Source organism: Streptomyces yamdrokensis (assembly GCF_053890455.1).
The window spans coordinates 6,123,753-6,140,522 of the sequence record NZ_CM132679.1 but is presented as its reverse complement, the minus strand read 5'-3'; the positions used below and the strand labels follow the sequence as shown (position 1 = coordinate 6,140,522).

12 protein-coding genes and 2 CRISPR repeat arrays (1 of these 14 cut by a window edge) are annotated in these 16,770 nt (G+C 72.4%); of the genes, 3 read left to right on the top strand and 9 right to left on the bottom strand.

Features of this window, described 5'->3' with window-relative positions; genetic code table 11:
• Positions 1 to 4: 4 nt before the first annotated feature.
• Positions 5 to 895 (top strand): LysR family transcriptional regulator, encoded by an 891-nt coding sequence (locus ACWZEH_RS27290; protein WP_456193731.1) that lies wholly within the window; start codon positions 5 to 7, stop codon positions 893 to 895.
• A 103-nt stretch (positions 896 to 998) separates the two neighbouring features.
• Here the strand turns inward: ACWZEH_RS27290 and ACWZEH_RS27285 are convergent, their stop codons facing one another.
• Positions 999 to 1,751, bottom strand: coding sequence for a DUF1775 domain-containing protein (locus ACWZEH_RS27285; protein WP_456193730.1), 753 nt, complete (start codon positions 1,749 to 1,751; stop codon positions 999 to 1,001).
• Positions 1,752 to 1,983: 232 nt separating this feature from the next.
• Here ACWZEH_RS27285 and ACWZEH_RS27280 point away from each other — a divergent pair, with 232 nt between their 5' ends.
• Both ACWZEH_RS27280 and ACWZEH_RS27275 read left to right on the top strand, forming a co-directional pair.
• Positions 1,984 to 2,745: an IclR family transcriptional regulator gene (locus ACWZEH_RS27280; protein ID WP_456193729.1), complete on the top strand. Its 762-nt coding sequence runs from the start codon at positions 1,984 to 1,986 to the stop codon at positions 2,743 to 2,745.
• Between the two features lie 592 nt (positions 2,746 to 3,337).
• Positions 3,338 to 5,998 carry a SpoIIE family protein phosphatase gene (locus ACWZEH_RS27275; protein ID WP_456199855.1) on the top strand — a complete coding sequence of 887 codons (2,661 nt, stop codon included), beginning with the start codon at positions 3,338 to 3,340 and terminating at the stop codon, positions 5,996 to 5,998.
• Between the two features lie 67 nt (positions 5,999 to 6,065).
• Positions 6,066 to 7,037: a CRISPR direct-repeat array (repeat unit 29 nt; unit sequence GGGGCCATCCCCGCGGGTGCGGGGAGCAG).
• A gap of 92 nt (positions 7,038 to 7,129) precedes the next feature.
• On the opposite strand, the gene cas2e is transcribed toward ACWZEH_RS27275, so the two are convergent.
• From cas2e to cas3, 8 genes are read right to left on the bottom strand one after another with little or no spacing between them, the layout of a single operon-like run.
• On the bottom strand, positions 7,130 to 7,486 hold the full coding sequence (gene cas2e / locus ACWZEH_RS27270; RefSeq protein ID WP_456193728.1) for a type I-E CRISPR-associated endoribonuclease Cas2e: 357 nt from the start codon (positions 7,484 to 7,486) through the stop codon (positions 7,130 to 7,132).
• Entirely contained in the window at positions 7,483 to 8,454 is a 972-nt protein-coding gene (cas1e, locus tag ACWZEH_RS27265; protein WP_456193727.1) for a type I-E CRISPR-associated endonuclease Cas1e, read from the bottom strand. Before cas1e ends, cas2e begins: the two co-directional genes overlap by 4 nt.
• Before the next feature lie 4 nt (positions 8,455 to 8,458).
• On the bottom strand, positions 8,459 to 9,238 hold the full coding sequence (cas6e, locus tag ACWZEH_RS27260; RefSeq protein WP_456193726.1) for a type I-E CRISPR-associated protein Cas6/Cse3/CasE: 780 nt from the start codon (positions 9,236 to 9,238) through the stop codon (positions 8,459 to 8,461).
• On the bottom strand, positions 9,238 to 9,960 hold the full coding sequence (cas5e, locus tag ACWZEH_RS27255) for a type I-E CRISPR-associated protein Cas5/CasD (RefSeq protein ID WP_456193725.1): 723 nt from the start codon (positions 9,958 to 9,960) through the stop codon (positions 9,238 to 9,240). Before cas5e ends, cas6e begins: the two co-directional genes overlap by 1 nt.
• A complete protein-coding gene (gene cas7e, locus ACWZEH_RS27250) occupies positions 9,957 to 11,150 on the bottom strand; it encodes a type I-E CRISPR-associated protein Cas7/Cse4/CasC (protein ID WP_456193724.1) in 1,194 nt (397 codons plus the stop codon). Before cas7e ends, cas5e begins: the two co-directional genes overlap by 4 nt.
• Positions 11,147 to 11,848, bottom strand: a complete 702-nt coding sequence (gene casB, locus ACWZEH_RS27245) for a type I-E CRISPR-associated protein Cse2/CasB (protein ID WP_456193723.1) — start codon at positions 11,846 to 11,848, stop codon at positions 11,147 to 11,149. Before casB ends, cas7e begins: the two co-directional genes overlap by 4 nt.
• Positions 11,845 to 13,545: a type I-E CRISPR-associated protein Cse1/CasA gene (gene casA, locus ACWZEH_RS27240; protein WP_456193722.1), complete on the bottom strand. Its 1,701-nt coding sequence runs from the start codon at positions 13,543 to 13,545 to the stop codon at positions 11,845 to 11,847. The genes casB and casA overlap by 4 nt, the downstream gene beginning before the upstream one ends.
• Positions 13,538 to 16,495 carry a CRISPR-associated helicase Cas3' gene (gene cas3, locus ACWZEH_RS27235; RefSeq protein ID WP_456193721.1) on the bottom strand — a complete coding sequence of 986 codons (2,958 nt, stop codon included), beginning with the start codon at positions 16,493 to 16,495 and terminating at the stop codon, positions 13,538 to 13,540. The genes casA and cas3 overlap by 8 nt, the downstream gene beginning before the upstream one ends.
• A gap of 243 nt (positions 16,496 to 16,738) precedes the next feature.
• Positions 16,739 to 16,770: a CRISPR direct-repeat array (repeat unit 29 nt; unit sequence CTGCTCCCCGCACCCGCGGGGATGGTCCC) (it continues 1,218 nt past the right edge of the window).

Here is a 16,770-nt window from a genome sequence, read left to right as displayed (position 1 = left end):
GCGTATGGAACTCCGTCAGCTCCGCTCCTTCCTCGCCCTGGCCGAGGAGTGCCATTTCGGGCGTGCGGCCGCCCGGCTGCACGTGGCGCAGCCGGCCCTGTCCCAGCAGATCAAGCAGTTGGAGCGGGAGCTGGGCCTCCCGCTGTTCCACCGGTCCACCCGACGCGTCGAGCTGACCGAGGCCGGCCGTCACCTCACCGACTACGCACGCGCCCTCGTCACGGAGGAGGAACGCGCGCGGACCCATCTGCGGGAGCTCGCCACCGGTCACGCGGGCCGGGTCTCGGTCGGCTTCATCGGCACGGCCACCTACGACGTCCTGCCGAAGGTCGCCCGCACCGTACGGGCGAAGCTGCCGGGCATCACCCTGGACCTGCGGGGTGAGCTTCTGACCCCGCTGCTCGTCGAGGGCCTGCTCTCCGGCACGTTCGACCTCGCCGTCCTGCGGGGCGCGGTGTCCAGGGAGAACATCCGCACCACGCCGCTGCGGTCCGAGCCGCTGGTGGCCGTGCTGCCGTCCCACCACCGGCTGGCGGGCCGTCGGAGCATCCCGCTGAAGGCCCTGGCCGACGAGCCGTTCGTCGTCCACCCCTCCCGGTCCCGGTCCTCGATGTACGACCTGGTCCTGTCCGCCTGCCGGCGGGCCGGCTTCCGGCCCGCCCCGCTCATCGAGGTCGGCGAGACCGCCACCCTGGTCGTCCTCGTCGCGGCAGGCCACGGCGTGGCCCTCGTACCGCAGTCGGTGCAGAGCCTGAGCCTGGACGGCGCGACCTACGTACCGCTCACCGGCCCCGAGTCCGTCGACCTGGTACTGGCCCGCCGCACGCACCGCGTCCCGGCCGCGGCCGAGCAGGTCGCCTCGGTGATCGAGGACTGCGTCCGTGGCCATCCGTGACGAACGCCCGTCCGACCCGAGAGGGGCGGGCTGCGGCACTCGCGCGGCAGTGCGGCATGCGGCAACCCGTCTCTCGTCCGTGGAGGCGTGCTGCGCGTCCACGTCACTGCCGGGCGGCGCCCCGGCGGCGGAGGAGGAAGGCCACGGCGGCGGCCGCGACGAGGACCACCGCGGCGATTCCGGCCCACGCCGCGGCGGACAGGCCGCCGTCCTCCGCCTCGCCGTCGGCGGCCGCGGTCCGGGCGGACGGCGATGCCGTCGTCTCCTCGGCGGCCGGGGCGGGAGACGAGGCCGGGGCGCTTTCGGGTGCGGTGGGCGAGGGAGCGACCGACGCGGCTCCGGGGGCGGCGTCCTCGAGTTCGAGGACCGGGGCCTCGTTGCCATGACCGTGGCCGTGGCCGTCACCGCCGGGCTCCGTCAGTTCGATCCACCGGTCGACGCGGCCGTCGCTGTAGCTCTGGAGCGTCTTGAACGCCAGCTCCTTCGCGTCGGGGAGCTGACGGACGACCACCGAGTACTCCACGTCCTCGCCGGCCTCCACGGCGGGGCCCTCGACGGTGTAGCCGTCGTCGGTGGCGGTGAGCTTCCAGCCCTTGGGGCCCTCGCCGTAGGTCACGTCCGTGGGCTCGATGCCCTCGGGCAGGACCACCCGCAGCCGGGTGATGCCGGCGTCGGCGGACTCCGAGGCGGCGGCGAAGGTGAGCGTGACGTCCTGGGCGAGTGCCTGGGCGTTGTCGGACTCGACGTGGACGTGGGCGACGGCCGGTGCGGCAGCCAGAAGAAGGGCGGCGGCGGTCGCCGCGGTGACCAGGGCCGGACGGCGTACGGCGCGCGGGCGGACGGGGGAAGGGAACACGGCTGCTCCAGGCATGGGTGAGTGCGGGGCGCGCTCATCATGGGGCATCGGGCGTCCACTTGGCAGGCGGTCCGGCGACAGCCCGGTACTTCGGCTCGAATCATGCCTTCCGGTACGTCGTCCGTTCGCCGCGGCCGGCCGGACCGCGGCGGCCGTGGCCGACACCGTGACCGACGGAATCGCCGCGGGCACCCCCTTGCACCCGTTTCCACTCAGCGGAAGGATGCCGCTCATGGCAGGCAACGCCGCGACACCCGGACGCTCGGTGACCAGCCGCGCGCTGGCGGTCCTGGGCGCCTTCGACGTGCGGCACCGGCAGCTCAGTCTCACCGGCCTCGCGGCCCGGGCCGGTCTCCCGGTCGCGACCGCGCACCGGCTGGTCGGCGAGCTCGTCGCATGGGGTGCGCTGAGCCGCACCGACTCGGGCGAGTACGTCGTCGGACGCCGCCTGTGGGACATCGGCCTGCTCGCGCCCGTGCACACCGGGCTGCGGCAGACCGCCTCCCCGTACCTCCACGACCTCTACGGCGCGACCCTCGCCACCGTTCACCTGGCGGTGCGCGACGGCCGGCGGGCGCTGTACGTCGACCGGCTCTCCGGACACGCCTCGGTGCCGGTGGTCAGCTCGGTCGGCGCACGTCTGCCGCTGCACGCGACGGGCGTCGGCAAGGTACTTCTCGCGCACGCCCCGGACGACGTACGGGCCGAGGTGCTCGCCGACCTCCCGCGGATCACCCCGTACACGGTGAGCCGGCCGGCCCAGCTGCGGCGCCAGCTCGACAAGGTGCGCGAGGACGACTACGCCACGACGGTGGACGAGATGAGCCTGGGCGCGAGTTCCGTGGCCGTGCCGATCCGGTCCGGCGGGGACGTGGTCGCGGCGCTCGGCGTCGTCGCGCCCGGCCTCGGACGCGACCGGCCACGGCTGGTCAGCGCCCTCCAAGTGGCGGCCCGGGGCATCGGACGCAGCCTGCCGGGACCGGCCGGCGGCTGAACCGGACCCCGCCGGCGGGAAGACCGGCGGACCACGGCGGGCGCACACCTGACTCCGTCGGCACGCGCGGCGACGGTTCCCCCTCGGGGCCGGTGACGCCGGACGGCCCCGTCCGAGGGACCGGAGCGGCTCCGAGCGAGTACCGTTGACCCGTTCGTGAGGAATGCGAAGAACATCCGAGTGGTACCCGCGGGGGCCCGGGCTCGCGGGGCCCCGGCACCAAGGCACCACGGCGCCCCGGCGTCCGCGGGGCGTGGCAGCGCGAGAACCCCGCCCCGCCGGGCGTCTCCCGCCGGGTTGCAGGTCGGGCGGCACGCCGGGCGGACGGCAGGGGTCCGGCGGACGGCGACCGTCCCGGGGCGGCCCGGACATCGCCGCGGAGGAGGTGGACGAAGCAGTGGCCGCACACTCCCGTCGCCCTCCCACCACGTCACCCGGCTCCTTCGGAGGCCTCGCCGCACGCGTGCGATCCGCCCGGCGCCGGGACCGGCGGGAGGACCGGCAGCAGGACCGGCAGCAGGACCGGCGCGGTGACGGTTCCTGGTCCGCGCGACACCCGGGGCGATCGCGGGACCTGCTCCGGGTGCGCAGCGTGGCCGGCCAGGTGTTCGTGCTGCAGATCCTCCTCGTGGGCCTGATCGTCACCGCCGCGCTGGTCGCCCTCGTGCTCCAGGCCCGGCGCGACAGCACCCGCGAGGCCGAGTCCCGGTCCCTGGCCGTCGCCACGACGTTCGCCCGCTCCCCGCAGACGGTGACGGCGATGACCGGTCCCGACCCCTCCGCGGTACTGCAGCCGGTCGCCGAGAGGATCAGACGGGCGACCGACGTGGACCTCGTCATCGTGTACTCACCGGACGGGGTCCGTCTGACGCACCCGGATCCCTCCAGGATCGGGAAGGCCGTCGAAGGCCCGTTCGAGACGCCGACCTCCCCCCGGACACAGCAGGTCGACACGTCCAGGGGCCGCTCGGTGGTCGCGTACGCCCCCCTCACCGAGCCCGACGGGACGACGGTCGGCTCGGTGGGGGTCGGGATCACGGTCGCCAGGGTGGCCGGCTCGGCGGCCGAGGAGCTGCCGGTGCTCCTGGGAGCCGCGGGCGCGGCCCTGGCCCTGTCCGCGGGCGGCACCGCCCTGGTGAGCCGGCGGCTGCTGCGCCAGACCCACGGCCTCGGTCCGGTGGAGATGACCCGGGTGTACGACCACCACGACGCGGTGCTGCACGCGGTCCGGGAGGGGGTGCTGATCATCGGCGGGGACGGACGGCTGGTACTGGCCAACGACGAGGCGCGGCGGCTGCTGGAGCTGCCGCCGGACGTGGAGCGGCGGGCCGTCTGCGACCTCGGCCTGGACCCGGCCGTCACCGACCTGCTGACGTCGGACCGGGTGGCCACCGACGAGGTGCACCTCACGGCGGACCGGCTGCTGGCGGTGAACAAGCGGCCCACCGGTCCTCACGGCGGGCACAGCGGAAGCGTGGTGACCCTCAGGGACACCACGGAGCTGCGGACCCTCTCGGGGCGGGCGGAGGTGGCACGCGAGCGGCTGACGCTCCTCTACGACGCGGGGACACGGATCGGCGCCGCCCTCGACGTGGAGCGCACCGCGTGGGAGCTGGCGCAGGTGGCGGTTCCGCGCTTCGCCGACATCACCACCGTCGATCTCGCCGAGGGGGTGCTGCGCGGCCAGGAGCCGGACGTGGCGGTCACCGGTCTGCGCCGTGCCGCCGCGGTCGGCGTCGACGCCGACCGGCTGATGCCGGTGGACCGCTCGATCCCTCTCATGGCCCACACGCCCCAGGCGCTCTGCGTGGAGACCGGGCAGGCGGTGCTGCAGGCGGACCTGAGTACTGCCCAGGCATGGCGGGCGCTGGACCCGGAACATGCCGGCCGTGTCGTGGAACACGGAGTCCATTCCCTGCTCGCGGTGCCGCTCCTGGCGCGCGGCACGGTACTGGGCGTGGTGACCTTCTGGCGCTCGCGGGGTACGGAGCCGTTCGGTCCGGAGGAGACGCCGTTCGCCGAGGAGCTGGCCGCCCGTGCCGCGGTGGCCCTCGACAACGCCCGTCGCTACACCCGCGAGCACGCCCTGGCCGTCACCCTCCAGCGCAGTCTGCTGCCCCGTGGCCTGCCGGACCTGAGCGCGCTGGAGGCGGCCCACCGCTATCTGCCGGCCCAGTCCGGTGTGGGCGGGGACTGGTTCGACGTCATCGAGCTGTCCGGGGCCCGGGTCGCGCTGGTGGTCGGGGACGTGGTGGGGCACGGTCTGCACGCGGCGGCCACCATGGGGCGGCTGCGCACGGCGGTGCACAACTTCGCCACCCTGGACCTCGCCCCCGACGAACTGCTGGCCCGCCTGGACGACCTGGTGGCCCGGCTCACCCGGGAGCAGGCCTCCCAGGGCGACGACGAGGGCCTCATCGGGGCCACCTGCCTGTACGTGGTCTACGACCCGGCCTCCGGCAGGTGCAGCGCGGCCCGCGCCGGTCACCTGCCGCCCGCCCTCGCCCGGCCCGACGGAACCGTGGACTTCCCCGAACTGCCCGCCGGCCCGCCGCTGGGACTGGGCGGCCTGCCCTTCGAGAGCGTCGAGTTCCAGGTGCCCGCGGGAAGCCGGCTCGTGCTCTACACGGACGGGCTCGTCGAGGACCGCACCCGGGACATCGACGTCGGCCTCGAGATCCTGCGGGACACGCTCTCCCGCCCCGGCCGGTCCCCCGAGCAGACCTGCGAGGCCGTACTCGAAGCCCTCCTGCCCGACCACCCGACCGACGACATCGCCCTGCTGGTCGCCCGCACCCGTGTACTCGACCCCGGGCAGATCGCCGGCTGGGACGTGCCCCGCGACGCGGCGGCCGTCTCCCGGGTCCGCGCCGACGTCACCCGGCAGCTGGCGGACTGGGACCTGACCCACGCGGGCTTCACCACCGGGCTCATCCTCAGCGAACTGGTCACCAACGCCATCCGGCACGGCACCGCCCCCATCCACGTCCGCCTGCTGCGGGACCGCCGCCTGATCTGCGAGGTCTCCGACGGCAGCAGCACCTCACCCCATCTGCGCCAGGCGGCGACCACGGACGAGGGCGGCCGCGGCCTGTTCCTCGTCGCCCGCTACGCCGAACGCTGGGGCACCAGATACACACCGAACGGCAAGGTCATCTGGGCCGAACAGTCACTGAACGGAACGCCGGGCGGACCCGGCGGCGCCATGAGCGGCGACGAGGTACTCGACCTGTGGCCCGACGCGACCCTCTGACGAAGCCGGGGCGTCCCTTTCGAGCCCGGAGAACAAGCGCCCTCCACACGTACCCCATGATGAAGGAGGGCCCATCCCCGCGGGTGCGGGGAGCAGGCCATCATCACCGTGGGCATCGTGGTGGTCGGAGGGCCATCCCCGCGGGTGCGGGGAGCAGCCGTTGAAGAACGAGGGGGAGTGGCGTGGGCAGGGGCCATCCCCGCGAGTGCGGGGAGCAGGTGTCGGGTTCCCCCTACATTCAATGTGTCGGGGGGCCATCCCCGCGGGTGCGGGGAGCAGACCCACGGGTCCTTCGCGACGCCGATGAGGATGGGGCCATCCCCGCGGGTGCGGGGAGCAGGGGGAGATCGAGGCCGCGATCGAAGCGTCGCAGGGGCCATCCCCGCGGGTGCGGGGAGCAGGGGCCATCCCCGCGGGTGCGGGGAGCAGAGTCTGGAGACCGACGACGAACCGCAGGACCGGGGGCCATCCCCGCGGGTGCGGGGAGCAGGGCGGCAGGGACCACAGGACGGCCTCGGGCCAGGGGCCATCCCCGCGGGTGCGGGGAGCAGCCGGTGAGCTGCGCGGCATGCGCATCGACCGCGGGGCCATCCCCGCGGGTGCGGGGAGCAGACCGCGTGCACCGCGTGCGCCTGCACCGCCCGGGGGCCATCCCCGCGGGTGCGGGGAGCAGGTCGGTGCCGTCGCCCTGCCGGGTCGCCTCCAGGGGCCATCCCCGCGGGTGCGGGGAGCAGAGAGAGTCCTCATGAGCACTACCCACATCCGCGGGGCCATCCCCGCGGGTGCGGGGAGCAGTCCGCGCACGAGTTCAAGACGTCCATCGAGGCGGGGCCATCCCCGCGGGTGCGGGGAGCAGTCTTCCGGGCGGGGAACGATGGGCTCGAAGTCGGGGCCATCCCCGCGGGTGCGGGGAGCAGTGACGCCCGGACCATTCGGCCCGATGTCCTTGGGGGCCATCCCCGCGGGTGCGGGGAGCAGATCCGTGCCCAGGTAGATGCCGTTGTGGTCGAGGGGCCATCCCCGCGGGTGCGGGGAGCAGGCTGTGTGGCCTGCGAGGTTGTCGAGGGCAGCGGCAGTTCTGGAGTACTTTCACTGATTCCGGCGATCCTCTTGAATCGCGCATAACGCGCATCAAGGTCGCCCGAAACGGCGGCGCTTGGATGTCTTGCTCCAACCTCGTGGCGGGGCCGTCGTAGGACCGGGTCCGTCAGATTTGGGGTTGGGGCGGCGGATCAGGGTGATGCCCTCGTGGTCGATCGGGCGCCAGTTGTGGTCGTGGGTGCGGAAGGTGAAGCCCTGTTCATTGTTCGTGGTGTGGGCAAGTAGGGCACGGCCCTGACCGGCGTATTGCTGGACCTCGTCCCACAGCACGTCGCGGATGCGCGCCGACGGGTTGCCGATGAAGACGCCGGCGGAGATCTCGAGGAGCCAGCGGGTGAGGAACCCGCGGAGGCCTGCTGGGCAGTTGGTGAGGACGATCACGGTCACCAGGTCATCTCCCCGTCCCCCTCGTCCGGACCGCCGTAGTTGCGGCCGGAGGCGACGTCGTGGCCGCCGTCGCTCTGGAGCGTGACGACGTCCCGGTCGTCACCCGGTCCGGCGGAGGGTGCGGTGTCCTGCAGGAGAAGGCGTTTGATGTCGTCGACGCAGCGGTCCAGCAGGGATGTCTCGTTGATGCGGTCGCGCAGCGCGCGGCGGGTACGCGGGCCGACCTCGTCCTCGTCGTCCGCCGCGATGTCGAAGGCCAGCGGGATGCCGATCTCGGTCTTGTAGAGATCGGCGACGTCGAGGACGAAGGACAGTTCGTGGCCGGAGTGGACGAAGCCGAGTGCCGGGCTGCAGCCGAGGGATGCGACGACCGCGTGGGCGATGCCGTACATGCACTGGGCGGCGGCCGTGACCGCCTGGTTGACCGCGTCGCCGCTGGTGAAATCGCCGGAAACGTATTTACGTCCGCGCCACGGGATGCCGGTGCGGGCGGCCTCGGCCTTGTAGCAGTCCTTGACGCGTCGGCCTTCACGGCCGAGGAGTTCGTGGCGGGTGAGGCCGGCGGGATCCTCGTCGGGGAAGCGCAGCCGGTACATGTCGCGGGCGACGGCGAGGCGGCTGCGCGGGTTGGCCCACTGGCGGGCCTGCGCCTCCATGAGAGCGGAGGAACGGCTCAGGGCGCGGCCGCCTGCGTAGTAGCGCACGCCCTGTTCCCCCACCCAGCACACGGCGGCGCCGGTCTCACCCAGCACGCTCATCGCCTGATGGGTGATGCGGGTGCCGGGGCCGAGGAGAAGGGTGCCGATGGTCGCCGACGGGATGTGGGTGGTGCCGTCTGCGTCCTCGGCGGTGATGGCGTTGGCGTCCCGGTGCACGGTGCAGCGCTCCAGGTAGACGAAGGAGAGCCGTTCGCCGGCACGGGTGAGCTGACGCGGGGTGAGGGCGGCGCGCCGGGAGACCGTGGTCACCCTCTCACCCCGCCGTGCCGAGCGGTGCCAGGGTGATCAGGCCGCAGCCGTACGCCTTGGCCTTGCCGATGCCTTGGGTGAGAGTACGGCGCAGGAGCGCGGGATCGGCGACCTCAAGGCGGCCGTCGAAGGTGACGGTGACCAGGCTGACGGGCGGCTTACGGCTGCCGGGACCGGCGTTGCGGGACTTGTCGAAGGCGAGGGTGCGCTTGTCACTGACGGTCAATTCGTACCGGTCGCCGTGGTGCGGCTGCCGGGTATGGGTGGTGCCGCTGGGCAGCAGGCGCTTCTCGTCCGGTTTCTCCAGGACGCGGAAGCCGCACATCTCCTGCTTCTTGAGGAGCCAGCCCATCTGGTGCACCGCGGTGAGGTGTGCTGTGCGCTTGGTCGGTTCGCCGTCCTTGCGACGAGCGTGGTGGACCGGATTCGCGGTGAGCCTGAACGCCCACCGGTCTCCTGCCGCCAGCCGGTCGAGGAACGGGCCGTAGGGCCTGCTCTGCCAGCCGGGTCGGTCCGGGTCCGCGGCAGCGGCCGCAGGCCAGCCTGCCTGCTCGACGAGGTGGGTCAGGTCGGGCCGGTCGGGACTGACCACGTACAGCATGACCTCGGCCCGTGCTGTCTGGTCCAGGCGCCACAGCACGCGCGGGGCGTCGGGCGTCGGCACGTCCGTGGGCAGCAGTGCGGGGAAGGACGACATGACGGCGGCGTGCATGGCCTGCGGCGAGGAGAGGAGACGGCGGGCGCCGGGGCGCGCGGTGTTCACGCGGAAGCGGGTGAGGAACATCAGGCGCTCTCTTCGTCCAGGGCGTCGAACGGGTCGTGCCGCGCCAGTTGCCGGGCGGACGGATTGGGGATGCGTACACGGTCGCCGAGCTGGGTGCGCAGGGCGTGTCGCCGGTGTTCGGCGGCGAAGCTGAGCGGCTGGTCCCGCAGGACGTCGGCAGCGTCCTGCTCGTCCTCGCCTGCCTCGCGCAGCACGGTCAGCTCGATCTCGTCCCGGCCGCGGTACTGCCTGCGGTACCAGGCGGATGCCTGCCACGGCACCTCGCGCAGCACCTCCATCAGTCCGCCCTCGTCATGGAGACCGAGTTCGACCGGCAGGGCGGGCGGACAGGAGCGCCGCCCCAGGAACGGCGCGTACACGGGGGCGCGCAGCGCGGCGTCCAGCTCGGCAAGGAGCGGGCGGTCGCCTTCGAGAGCGGCGACGAAGACGGCGTCGGCGAGGTAGAAACGCTCGGACAGCGGCATGGACTTGCCGGTGACGCCGTGGTGGGCCGTGTGGAAGTCCCGCAGCCGAGTGCCGGGCTGGTCGATCCGTACGCCGAACTTCAGCGCGGCCAGCTCTGCCAGCCTCTCGTCGTCGCCCCGTTCGATGCCGGCCGCGGCGGCGAGCATGCCGATGACGCCGCTCTTGGTCGGCGCGGACTCGGTGGTGCGGCGGGTGAAACGGGCCGAGGCCCCCCAGGACTGCAGGGGGCCCGCGAGCCGGAGGGTGAGCACGCTCATGCGGGCTTCTCCAGGCGCTCCACGACGGCCTGGCCGACGGCGGCGACGAGTTCGCCGATGTTCTGCGACTCGGTGCCGAGCCCGGCGAGCTTCTGGGTGTTCGGGCCGACCCGGAGGATCCAGGTGAGGGTGGAGTCCTCGTCGCCGTACGCCCGCTCGATGTCGGGGATGTACTCGGCGAGGCGGTCGGACGCCTCGCGGACGTGGCCGCCCTGGTCGCCGCGCACCGGGTCCTCGAAGGCTGCGACGAAGCTGACGGGCCGGGTGGTGCGCAGCTTGACGACCACGGCGTCCGGCAGCGTGTGGTGCCCGAAGGTGTTGATCTTTCCGGTGGGCAGCGAGGCGACGAAGCCGTGGACGAAGGCCTCGACCGCCCGGCGGACGGGGTCGGTGCGCGGCTCCTCCTCCCGCAGCCCCTGGCCGAGGGTGTCGGCCAGCTGGTGGACGCCGAGAGCCGCGTAGCGGTAGAGGGTGGCGGAGTTGAAGTCGACGGTGCCGATCATGCCGGCGCCGGTCTCCGCGTCGGTGTTCTCGTCGTCGACGGCGGTGTAGTAGTCGGACTCGTTCTCGACGCGGTGGACGCTGATGGCGTGGGCGACCTGGACGGCGGCGTCGACGTTGATGTCCGCGGCGTCGGCGACCATGCGGCCGAAGAGGGCGATGTCGACGGAGTGGCGGGTGTCGGCGAGTTCCTTGGCCTTGTCCTTGTTCTTCTTGTCCTTCAGGAAGGCCGTGATGTCGGCGGCGCCGTCCACGGCGAGGCGGGCCAGACCGTCGAGCTGGCGGGCGCTGAGGAACACCAGGTACTTCGCCTCGGGCGCCGGGGCCGACTCGCCTTCCTTGGCGGAATCGGCCTTGCGCTTGGGAACCTCGGTCTTCAGACCGGTGGCCTTCACGGTCTCGTCCGCGATGCGCAGCACGGCCTCACGAGTGAGCGAGGAGTCGAGTCCGGCGATCCGGTCGGCGACCGCCTCCACGATCTTCTTGGTGCGCACACCGAGTTCGCTCGGGTCCAGCAGCTGCTCGTCCTTGAAGTAGGTGCGCGTCGCCCGCTTCCATGCCTGGCTGGAGACGCGGGCACGCGGCACTCCCCCGTAGACCGCACTCTTGGGCGCCCCGGTGTCGTCGCGGTTGAGGTTGCTGGGCGGAACGGTCTGCAGGGCGTGCACGTCGAGGAAGATGCGGTTCACGAGGCGTCCTTGTCGGTGTCCGTGGTGCTGGTGGTGTCGGTGTCGGCGGCCACGCCTGCGGCAAGGGGCGGACGGCCGTCCTTGGGCTTGTCGTGCCAGGCGTGGAAGGAGCGGCCCCATTCCCTGCGGACGGCGTCTGCTCCGCCGGGCCGCTGCCAGGTGTGGAGCTGACCGGCGAGCAGCGCGTAGTCGAGCTCGATGCCCTCGCGGCGCAGCAGGACGACGATGTCGCGCAGTCGCTGGGCGAGGGTGGCCAGATCGGAGGCGGTGCCGGCGCGGACCAGGCGCTTGTGCACGGGCTCGTCGATCTCGCCGGGCTTCATCATCCGGCGTACGGCGGCGCCGAGCCCCCGGCGCCGGTCCGGCCGGTCGGCCTGGTGCATGCCGGCGGAGCGGGACTGCTGGTGCAGCGCGTAGAGAGTGAGCGCGACGTGCAGGGCGTCCTCGGCCCGGACCAGTTCGCTCTCGCTCATCGGCCGGGCGCCGTCCGGGGTGTGGTGCAGAGGGCCGGTGTCGATCAGGGCCCACAGGTCGGGCAGCTGCCCGGCCTCCCGGCCGGCGCCGCGCCGGAGCCGGGCCAGAGCCGCGACGGCGTGGGACCGGTCGGCGAGGTAGCCCTTCTGCAGGTCGTCGATGTGCTCGGCGGCGAGCCGGGCGACCCGTTCGCGCGGGGTGACAGGTGCGGTGACGGTGGTCATGCGGGTGCCTTCGCGGTGGTCTCGGGTGCCGGCGCTGCGTCCGTGTCCGGCGGCATATCGGTGGAGTCGGGACGGCCCAACCCCTTGTGCAGAGCGGCGCGGAACCACTTGCCGGCGAGCGCGGAGTTGAGCCACTCGGTGCCGTGCTTGAGCTGTACGGTCCGGCCCTGCCAGGCCGCGTCCCCGGCCGCGTCCATCAGACGGTCGCCGAGCAGCCCGACGATCCCGTACACCTGCTGCTGCCAGGCGGTGCGCTGCGCGTGCGGCTCGTCGGCGTCGGCGAGGTGGGCGAGCCAGGTGCGGTACGGGGCCTCGAGGAGCCCGTAGGCGAGATCGCGAGCGGTGGAGCGGGGCCCGTCACTCTCGGTGCCGGCCGCGCGGGCCAGGTGGGTGGCGAGATCACCCAGGGCGTTGACCGCGACATCGGCGTCGGCAACGGCTGCGACGGCTTGCTCGGCGTAGCGCCGGTCCTGCTGGTGGAGCAGGACGACAGCCATGGATACGTGGTCGTCGACGACCTCGTCGATCACGGACTGCTGTGTGCCGTAGGTGGCGCCGACAATCCGGGCCCGGACGAGGAAGCCGCGCGGCAGTTCCCCTTCCGTCACCAGGCGGGCCACCCACTCCAAAATCCCCGGCCGCAGGTAGGCAGCCGCTTCCGCCCCCTGGGCCCTGTCGACCTCGCCTGCGACCAGTGAGCCGACCCCGCGCCAGGCGGCGCGCTCGGGAGCATGCTCGCGCGGCAGGTACACCGGACTTCTCTTGAGCTTCTTCTCCTGGGGCTTGCTGCGCCGCCAGGCGGTCATCGGCTCCCGATACTGACGGTCTCGTGCGGGCAGCGGATCGCCGTAGCCGAGGACAATGCCGTGCACGCCTCTCTCGTCGAAGTGCAGACGCAGGCGCCGCGTCTGCCAGGTGTACAGGTCGCGTACGCCGGTCGGGGCGCGCTCCGCACCACCCGGGCCGCAGGGTTCCCTGCGCCACGCGGGGGCGTCCTGGTCGTCGATCTGAAGGTTGGAGGTGTCGGCGGCCACCAGGTTCAGCAACAGCGTCTCGCGCAGGGTGCGGCCTTCGACGAAGACGCCGCCGAGGTTCCCGGCCCAGCCGACGCCGAGCGGGTAGACCTTGCCGCCCTTGGCCCGCTTGTCGCCTTCCACACCGGTCTTGATGCCGGAGGTGTCGTAGGCATGCGCGTGGACGACCCAGCGGGCCGCCTCCGCGAACGTGAGCCGCTCGACGGTGGGCATGCGGGCGGTGAAGAAGGGCGCGCCGTTGGGCACGTCGGCCACGATCCGGTTGAGGGAGAACACCTCGTCCTTCGCCGTCCGGAGCCCAGCGGTCTGGAAGAACGGCGCGTCGCCGCCCAGCAGGTCGAACCGCCCGCGATGCGCCTCGAGGTACACCCTGACTGGAGCGAAGCAGTTCTCCTCGGCCCACAGCTCCGACCACGCGTCGATGTCCTGCGGTCCCTCGAGTGCGTCGTGCGCGACGGCAAGCAGCAGACGCACCAGGGCGAACTCCTGGGTGGGCAGGTCACCGACGACGCGCCGCAGGTCGTGCGCCTGCTCGAACACCTCACGCAGCGACAACTCGTCCTGCGTGCCGTCGCGTCGGAGCACCGGAATCCACGGCCGGGTGGTGAGGTCGAACGACAACACACCGTCGCCGCTGCTGCTGCTCTGGTCGGTTTCAGGCACGGGTCACCTCGAGGCCGTCGCTCTTGCTGTACCGGAGAGAGAAGCCTGCCAGCCGGGTCCGACAATCCTCGTCGAGCGGCAGGATCAACTGGCCGGCGAGCCAATGACTGCCCTTCACCTGCCAGGCGGCCACGTACAGCTCCTCGAGCTCGGCGAGCGCCCGGTCCATCACGTCCGCGTAGCTGAACTGGATCGGAAGCCTCAGTCCGCAGCTTGCCGCGGTGCGCGCCGCCAGGGCGGCCGGCACCTGGTCGGTGGGAAGTGCCAGCCCAGCCAGCACGCGGCCCTTGCGGTCAGGTTCCAGCCACGGCACCGTGGCCAAGGTTCCGTCGGCACGCCGCTGTACGACCACGACCTCGAGACTCTCCCGGCTGTCGCGTACCTGGGCCTTGCCGACAGCGGTGTCGTCCGCGTCGCCGACGCCTGCCGCGACCCAGCCGAACAGCGGCCTACCGGGCTTGGCAGCCGCGTCGAGCCGGAAGGTCGCAGCCCGTTCGGCCTGGTCCGCGCGGTGCTCCTCGTACCGTGCGCGAGCGGCTTCGAGCGCGTCGGCCCAGCCGGCCGGGCCGTCAGGACCGTCGGCGTACGCCCGTTGCACCAGCGGACTGATGTCGCTCGGCAGCCGTACCGGTCGACGCGGGCCGCCTTCGTTTCCGCCGTCATTTCCGCCGTCGAGGTGCGGCAGCAGGGCTGCGGCGGAACGCAGCAGCGCGTACGCCCCGTACACGGCGACCGAGCCGCGTACCGGTGCGGGCACGCCCGCGGCCCAGTCGACGCCGGTGACCAGGCAGCGCGCCGTGCGCAGCCGCTCGGGCCGGTCGGCCTGCTCCTCCCCGCCACGCAGGTGGCGGTGGAGACGCCCCATGCGCTGCAGCAGCAGGTCGACGGGGGCGAGGTCGGTGACCAGGAGGTCGAAGTCGACGTCGAGGGACTGCTCCGCGACCTGGCTGGCGACAACGATGTGCGCGGCGCCATCGGGCCGTCCCTCGGCCTTGCCGGGCGGCCCGAAGCGCCGCAACAGGTCTGCGTCCTTGGCGGCCCGGTCGACGTCGATGAAGCAGGAGTGGGCGACGGTCACGTTCGCGTCGCCGAACCTCTGACGCAGCACGGCTGCCGCATCAAGAACCCGGCGGACGGTGTTGCGTACGACGAGGACGCATCCGCCGTCGGCGAGTTCAGCCTCCAGCCGGTCGGCCAGGATGTCCAGGTCGTCCTCGATGCGTTCCAGCTCGACGTCGATGGTGCGGCCGGAGGCTGCCGGGTGACGCATGACGGGCGTACCGCCGGGTGTGACGGCCGTCAGGAGCGGATAGCCGCCGGACTCGGCGACGGCGTCGAACGCTGCCGCGGTGTCACCCGTCGGCCTGCCCGCGTACGCCTCCGCCAGCTCCCGCCGTCGGCCGGAGGGCAGGGTCGCGGAGAGCACCACGACGGGTACGCGGTAGGCGCCGAGCCACGACAGCACCCGATCGAGGTAGACGCTCATGTAGGTGTCGTAGGCGTGTGCCTCGTCGATGACGACGACCTTCCCGGCAACCGCGAGGTGACGCAGCGCCAGGTGACGGCTCTTGAGTCCGGCGAACAGCAGCTGGTCGATCGTGCCCGCGACGAACGACGACAGCATGGCCTTCTTCCGACCGCGCAACCATGCGTGGGCGACAAGCTCGGCCGGGGCGGCACGCGTACCGTCCGACGGTCCTCGCGGGGCGGGCTGCGGCGCGTCGACATCGACGGCGACGACACGGCCGCTGCTGCGCATGAGGTCGGCGAAGTCCTCGTTGAGGGCCGCCTTCGAATGGGCGAGAAGAACGGAGTGGCGAGTCCCGTCCTCAGAGGGAAGCCGCTCCAACCAGTCCAGCAGACGGGGGAACATCGCGCTGCCGGTGGCCATCGTCGGCAGTGCGAAGAACACGCCGCCCGCGCCTGAGCGGGCCGCGAGGATCTCGGCGGCGGCCAGCGCCGCCTCGGTCTTCCCCTCCCCCATCGGCGCCTCGATCACCATCAGCCCCGGCTCGTCCATCGTCCGCGCCAGCTCGACGGCCGCCTCCTGCACCGGCCGGACTTTCGCCCCCGGCGGCAGGTCGAAACGGGCCGCGAACAGCTCTTGCGTGTCTGCGGTCGGCTCCTCAGGGCGCCACGGTCCGGGCAGGTTCAGTCCACGCCAAGCCGCGGCGATGCGCTGCTCACTGGTCCGTGGGACATCCTGCGGAAAGTAGGGGAACAGGTCCGGGTTGCTGGCGATCCAGTCGGAGACGATGACGAGCGCGGTGAGCAACACCTGCACAGGCTGCGGCAGTCTCACCGCCCGCCAGTCATTGAGGCGTTCCCGTACGCCGAACTCCTCCGCGCACGCCTCGAGCAACCCCTCCTGCACCTGCTGCCACAGATCCCGGCTCGCGCCGGGTGTCCTCAGCAGTTCGGGGTGGTTGTCGAGTGCGTTGATCTGGCCGTGCTCAGGAGGTACTCCGTGGTGTCCGCCCAGCGCCACCGCGAACTGCCCGGTCTGTCTTGCCGTCCATCCGTGCCGCTCCTCCAGCCACTCCCCCAGCAACATCTGTCCGGCAAGCCCGTGTGGTGCGAGCCTCCGGTCCAGCCCCATCGCCGACTGGGAGCGCATCTCGAGCCCGTGGTCCCGCATGGTCTGCGCCAGCGACTCGACCTGACAGGCGAAGGCCGGCGTCGCCTTACCGAGATCGTGCACACCCGCAAGCCACACTGCGAGCCGCCGGGCGTCCCTCTCCCCTTCCGGCAGCGCGTCGGCAACCAACTGCCGTACACCCACGGGCAGCCACTCGTCCCACAGCCGCCCGGCAACAGCAGCACTGTCCTCCATGTGCCGCCACAGCGGCAGCCACCCGTCAGAGTCCCAGTCGTGCTTCGCCCACACGGTCAACACCGGGCCAGCAAGCCTGGCTCGCAGCCCCGTGCGGGCGCCCCCCTCGTTCGCCATGCCAGATGTATACAAGGTGAGGGCGGCTCACGAAGGACGCATGAAGGAAACGCGGGGAATCTGCTCCCGACGGAGCCGAAACCGCACGACAGTTCCGCTCGCTACGTAAGGTGGAACCTTTACGCTGCGACCACTTAAGAAACGCAAGACGAGGCACGAATGAACCAGATGACCAATTTGCCGGTTTCCTTGAAAGTATGCAAAACCACGTCCTCGCCAAGATAAACTCCCAGGTCACGCAGTCTGCTCCCCGCACCCGCGGGGATGGTCCCCCG